This window comes from Runella sp., assembly GCF_027484545.1.
GTDB lineage: Bacteria > Bacteroidota > Bacteroidia > Cytophagales > Spirosomataceae > Runella.
On the sequence record NZ_JAIXST010000327.1, the window covers coordinates 1 to 5,116 of the forward strand.

Annotated in this window: 6 protein-coding genes; all 6 read left to right on the top strand. The window is 44.2% G+C overall.

Annotated features, from left to right (window positions below; translation table 11 throughout):
- The first annotated feature begins 104 nt into the window (after positions 1-104).
- Complete coding sequence (locus Q0081_RS29290) at positions 105-260, top strand: type II toxin-antitoxin system HigB family toxin (protein WP_298361891.1); 156 nt, start codon at positions 105-107, stop codon at positions 258-260.
- Positions 248-607: a type II toxin-antitoxin system HigA family antitoxin gene (locus tag Q0081_RS29295; RefSeq protein WP_298361896.1), complete on the top strand. Its 360-nt coding sequence runs from the start codon at positions 248-250 to the stop codon at positions 605-607. The genes Q0081_RS29290 and Q0081_RS29295 overlap by 13 nt, the downstream gene beginning before the upstream one ends.
- A 41-nt stretch (positions 608-648) precedes the next feature.
- Complete coding sequence (locus tag Q0081_RS29300) at positions 649-1,419, top strand: 3-ketoacyl-ACP reductase (RefSeq protein ID WP_298361899.1); 771 nt, start codon at positions 649-651, stop codon at positions 1,417-1,419.
- 220 nt (positions 1,420-1,639) lie between these two features.
- A complete protein-coding gene (locus Q0081_RS29305) occupies positions 1,640-2,941 on the top strand; it encodes a Gfo/Idh/MocA family oxidoreductase (RefSeq protein WP_298361902.1) in 1,302 nt (433 codons plus the stop codon).
- Between the two features lie 70 nt (positions 2,942-3,011).
- Entirely contained in the window at positions 3,012-4,238 is a 1,227-nt protein-coding gene (locus Q0081_RS29310) for an MFS transporter (protein ID WP_298361905.1), read from the top strand.
- 128 nt (positions 4,239-4,366) lie between these two features.
- The coding region (locus tag Q0081_RS29315; RefSeq protein WP_298361908.1) for a sugar phosphate isomerase/epimerase at positions 4,367-5,116 on the top strand (750 nt) is incomplete at its 3' end.

Genomic DNA, 5,116 nt, shown 5'->3' on the forward strand with positions numbered 1-5,116 from the left:
GACGTAAATTGGATTGAAAATCAACTAAACAACCGACCCCGAAAAACTCTTGGGTATTTATCTCCCATCCAGTTTGCTCTAAAACACCAAATTGCACTTCAAACTTGAATCCAAGGTTTAATATAGCTCGGAACAAATACAGATTGATAGCAGCCTTTAACTATGACTTTCAATTATGTTTTGTAAAATTCATTGGAACACACACTGAGTACAATAGAATAGATGCTAAAACCGTAGATTTTGAGTCATGGAAACCATAAAACCTATTAAAACCGAACAAGAATACGAGTTTGCACTGAAAAAATTGGAAACGATTTTTCATGCAAAGCCCAATACCTCCGAGGGGGATTTATTGGAGGTGTTATCTTTATTGGTACACGAGTATGAGCAAAAGCAGTATAAAATAGAACCTCTAAGTCCATTGGAAGCTTTGAAATACGAGATGGAAGAACGAGGACTGTCTCAAACGGGATTAGCAAAACGGATGGGAATGAGTAAGAGTACCATTTCTGAAATTATGAATGGAAAAAAACAAATGAGCATCAACTTTATGAAGTTTTTGCACAATGAATTGGGAATTCCTGCACATATTCTATTAGCTTATTAAAAGAACTCCCTCTCCAGAAAGGAGAGGGTTGGGGTGAGGTTATGAAAAAAACAGCATTTGTCACCGGCGGCAGCCGCGGTATAGGCTTGGGCATAGCCGAGCATTTAGCCAAAAAAGGGTTTGATTTAGCCATCAACGGAATGCGCGATGAAACCTCTGTTGAGGAGGCATTGACTCATTTACGCAGTTTAGGCGCGGAAGTGATTTATTGTCAAGGCGATATTGCTTCAAGTGACGCACGAACTTCAATGGTAGAGAAAATTAAATCGCATTTTGGACGCCTGAACGTGCTGGTCAACAACGCCGGTGTAGCGCCCAAAGTACGTGCCGATATTTTGGAAGCTACCGAAGAAAGCTTTGATTATGTAGTCAATACCAATTTAAAAGGTACTTATTTTCTGACTCAGGCCGCCGCTAATTGGATGATTCAGCAAAAAGCTGAGAATGCTGATTTTGAAGGTTGTATCATTACTATATCGTCTATTTCAGCCACTGTTGCCTCGGTCAATCGCGGTGAATACTGCGTGGCCAAAGCAGGTTTAAGCATGACCACGCAGTTGTTTGCAGCGCGTTTGGGTGAATTCGGAATTCCTGTCTACGAAGTGCGCCCGGGCGTTATCAAAACCGACATGACCGCGGGTGTCACCGACAAATATGACAAACTCATCGCTGATGGCCTGACCGTCCAACCCCGCTGGGGCTTTCCTGACGACATTGGGAAAGCCGTGGCTGCCATTGCCGAAGGCGCTTTCCCTTATTCGACGGGGCAGGTGTTTATGGTAGACGGCGGGTTGACGCTGGCGCGGTTGTAGGAAGTCAAGTTTTATCCGTATTTGGATTGATTACTATAGGGTTCAAACGTATTTTTTTGCTTCAGGTTTTAGGTAAGAGATGATTATGGAATCAAAAATAAAATAGGGCATTTTTAGCGCCGTCACGCAAGTATTTCCCGCACCAAATAGCCTTACTATGGGTAGTTTGGGTAATAGAGGAAATCTATTATGCTCACTTTTATCAAATCCTAAACATACAATGAAACATACCCCTTTTTCCCGACGAAAATTCATTAAAGCCGCCGCCGTCGGTACTGCTGCTTTGGGAATCCCCACGATTATTCCTGCCAGTGCTTTTGGTGCTAACGACCGCGTTCGTGTGGCGGTCATTGGTGTAAACGGGCGTGGGAAAGACCATATTGCTGGTTTCTCAAAATTGGAAAATGTAGAAGTGGCTACTATCTGCGATGTAGATAACGTGGTGCTTCAGGAACGCGCTTCTGATTTTGAAAAGAAGTACAGCAAAAAAGTGAAGATGGAACAGGATTTACGCAAAGTCTATGAAGATAAAGACATTGACGCAGTGAGCATTGCAACGCCCAACCATTGGCACGCGTTGGCTGCGATTTGGGCGTGTCAGGCGGGAAAGGATGTATACGTGGAAAAACCGGCCTGCCATAATATTTACGAAGGTCGTAAATTGGTAGAAGCTGCCGGCAGATATAACCGTATTGTGCAACATGGCGTACAATTGCGCAGCTCGGTAGCCATTCAGGAAGCTATCAAGCACCTTCGCGAAGGCTTGATTGGGAATGTGTACATGGCTCGTGCCTTGATTTATAAATGGCGTCCGGATATTGGAAACCAAGGCTTGTCTGCTGTGCCGGCGGGTTTAAACTGGGATTTGTGGCAAGGACCGGCGCAGGCTCGGGAGTTTTCTAAAAATTATGTACATTACAATTGGCATTGGTTTTGGGAATACGGCAACGGTGACATCGGCAACCAAGGGATTCACGAAACTGACCTCGCTTTGTGGGGCTTGGACGTAGGTTTGCCCGAGGAAATTACCTCAACAGGTGGTAAATTTCTGTGGAACGACTGCAAAGAAACGCCCGAAACCCTCAGTTCTTCTTACATTTATCGGCAGCAAAAGAAAATAATTGAAGTGGAAGTACGGCCTTGGATGACCAACAAAGAAGATGGTGTAGAAGTGGGTAATCTTTTTTACGGTGACAAAGGCTATATGGTCATCAACGGTTACAACGATTATAAAACCTATTTGGGAAAAGAACGTACACCCGGACCTGCTCGTAATGCGGGTGGCGATCACTACAAAAATTTTGTGGACGCCGTAAGGGCGCACGATAAGAAGCTATTGAACGGCCCGGTCGAGACAGCTCACTTGGCAGCCTCGTTGGCGCATTTAGGTAATATTTCCTATCGTTTGGGCCGTACGCTTAAATTTGACCCACAAAAAGAAGTATTCCCCGGTGATAAGGAAGCCAATGCGATGCTGACCCGCAAGTATAGAGCACCTTATATGTTGCCGGATAAAGTTTAAATTTTTACCTCGCCCTCCCCAAAAGGGAGGGCTTTTTTTGTTTTACAATTTTTCATTTTTTGCTGTTACAATGTCTTCTTCTCCTAAAACTACCTCTCAATACCTTCTCCAACTTCCCGTTTTAGTGGCCGCATTGGGTTATTTAGTGGATATGTACGATTTGTTTTTGTTTAGTGTGGTGCGCGTTCCCAGTCTTAAAGCCTTGGGTGTCGTAGGCGACCAATTGCTGCCCGAAGGCGTTTTTCTGCTCAATATGCAGTTGGCCGGGTTGTTGATAGGCGGGGTTTTGTGGGGCGTGTTGGGCGATAAAAAAGGGCGTTTGTCGGTGCTTTTCGGTTCTATTTTACTCTATTCGTTGGCTAATCTCGCCAACGGAATGGTGACTAATCTCTCTCAGTACGCGGTTTTGCGCTTTATTGCAGGTATTGGTTTGGCAGGTGAATTAGGGGCAGGTATTACCCTTGTGGCCGAAATTTTACCGCAAAAATTACGCGGATACGGCTCCATATTGGTGGCAACCATGGGCGTATGGGGAGGTGTTTTGGCCTATTTTGTAGCTGATTTGTTTGAATGGCGCATCTCGTATTACGTAGGTGGAGGTTTAGGGCTTTTACTGCTGGTATTGCGCGTAAACGTGTTTGAATCAGGGCTTTTTGTCCAATTAAAAGATAAGAAAGTAAGTCGGGGTAACATTGGAATGCTGTTCACCAAAAGCCGTTTTTCTAAGTACATGTTGGCGATTTTGGTCGGAGTTCCTTTGTGGTTTGTAGTGGGTATTTTGATTACCTTCTCTCCCGAATTCGGTCTGAGTCGCGGGCTTCCTGATCCCGTCATTGCGGGCAAAGCCGTTATGCTTGCTTTTTCAGGACAAGCCATCGGCGACATTGTGAGTGGTGTGTTGAGCCAACGCCTTCAGAGTCGCAAAAAAGCGATTGGGATTTTTATCATTCTGTCGTTTACGTTGATGGTTGTTTATTTGTTGGCACCCATTACGACAAATACTCAATTTTATATTCTATGTGCTTGTCTCGGTTTTTGTAATGGCTATTGGACGCTGTTCATTATTTTGGCAGCCGAGCTTTTTGGAACCAACTTGCGGGCTACCGTAGCTACCTCCGTTCCCAATTTTGTGCGAGGAGCAACCATTCCGTTGGGGGCGATTTTTGTGGCGCTCAAACCTTCCCTGGGCGTAACTAACGGGGCGTTGGTCATTGGGGCTACTGTCGTTGTCATTGCGTTGATTGCCCTTTACTTTTTGGATGAAACCTTTACGAAGGACATGAACTACGAGGAGTGAGTTTACAGTTCACGGTTTAAAGTTTACAGTTGATGCTTGGTAAAAAAGTAGATTTTTTGGAAAAAAGCCTTCGTAAGTCATAAGTTGAAAGGTAACGAAACTAATTATTCACGTATTTAATCCCAATCATGAAAAAAGTAATCTCGCTATTTGTGATAGCCTTACTAAGTTTAGTATCAACGGCTAACGCCCAAAAATTCGGCAAAATGTTGAAACAAACGCCCGGCGCAGTTTCTTTTACATTTCGTAACGAATTTGCCAAGGATGTTCCCGGTACTCTTGATAAAGTCAAGGCAATGGGTATCACCAACATTGAATTTTCTAATTTATTTGGAAAAACAGCACCTGAACTTCGCGCCTTGCTGGATGAACGCGGAATGCGATGCAGCAGCTTGGGGGTGGGCTTTGCCGACTTAAACGATAAGCTGGAAACTGTAGTTCAAAATGCAAAAACCTTGGGAGCGGAATTTGTACGAATCGGTTCTGTGCCGCACAAAGGCCCGATGGATTTGGAGTTGGCTAAAAAAACAATTGAAGATTTCAATCGCTTTGGTCAAAAACTGAAAGATAACGGTCTGACGTTCTGCTATCACAATCACGGATTTGAATTTGAACCTTACGAAGGAGAAACCTATTTTGACTATATCGTCAAAAATACCAATTCTGACTTAGTGTTTTTTGAAATGGATGTGGTATGGATGCACTTGCCCGGTCAGGACCCGGCGGCGATGCTCAAAAAATATCCTAAGCGTTTCAAGTTGATTCACTTGAAAGACCTTAAAATCGGCGTTCCTCCCAGTAAGGCAGGAAGTACTCCTAACGAAAACTGCGTGGTGTTGGGAACAGGGCAAATCAATTATCCCGAGATATTGAAAGCC

Excerpts from the sequence above, each read along its gene's own strand:
- Q0081_RS29305 (WP_298361902.1), top strand. The coding sequence starts at position 1,640 with ATGAAACATACCCCTTTTTCCCGACGAAAATTCATTAAAGCCGCCGCC.
- Q0081_RS29295 (WP_298361896.1), top strand. The coding sequence starts at position 248 with ATGGAAACCATAAAACCTATTAAAACCGAACAAGAATACGAGTTTGCA.
- Q0081_RS29310 (WP_298361905.1), top strand. The coding sequence starts at position 3,012 with ATGTCTTCTTCTCCTAAAACTACCTCTCAATACCTTCTCCAACTTCCC.
- Q0081_RS29300 (WP_298361899.1), top strand. The coding sequence starts at position 649 with ATGAAAAAAACAGCATTTGTCACCGGCGGCAGCCGCGGTATAGGCTTG.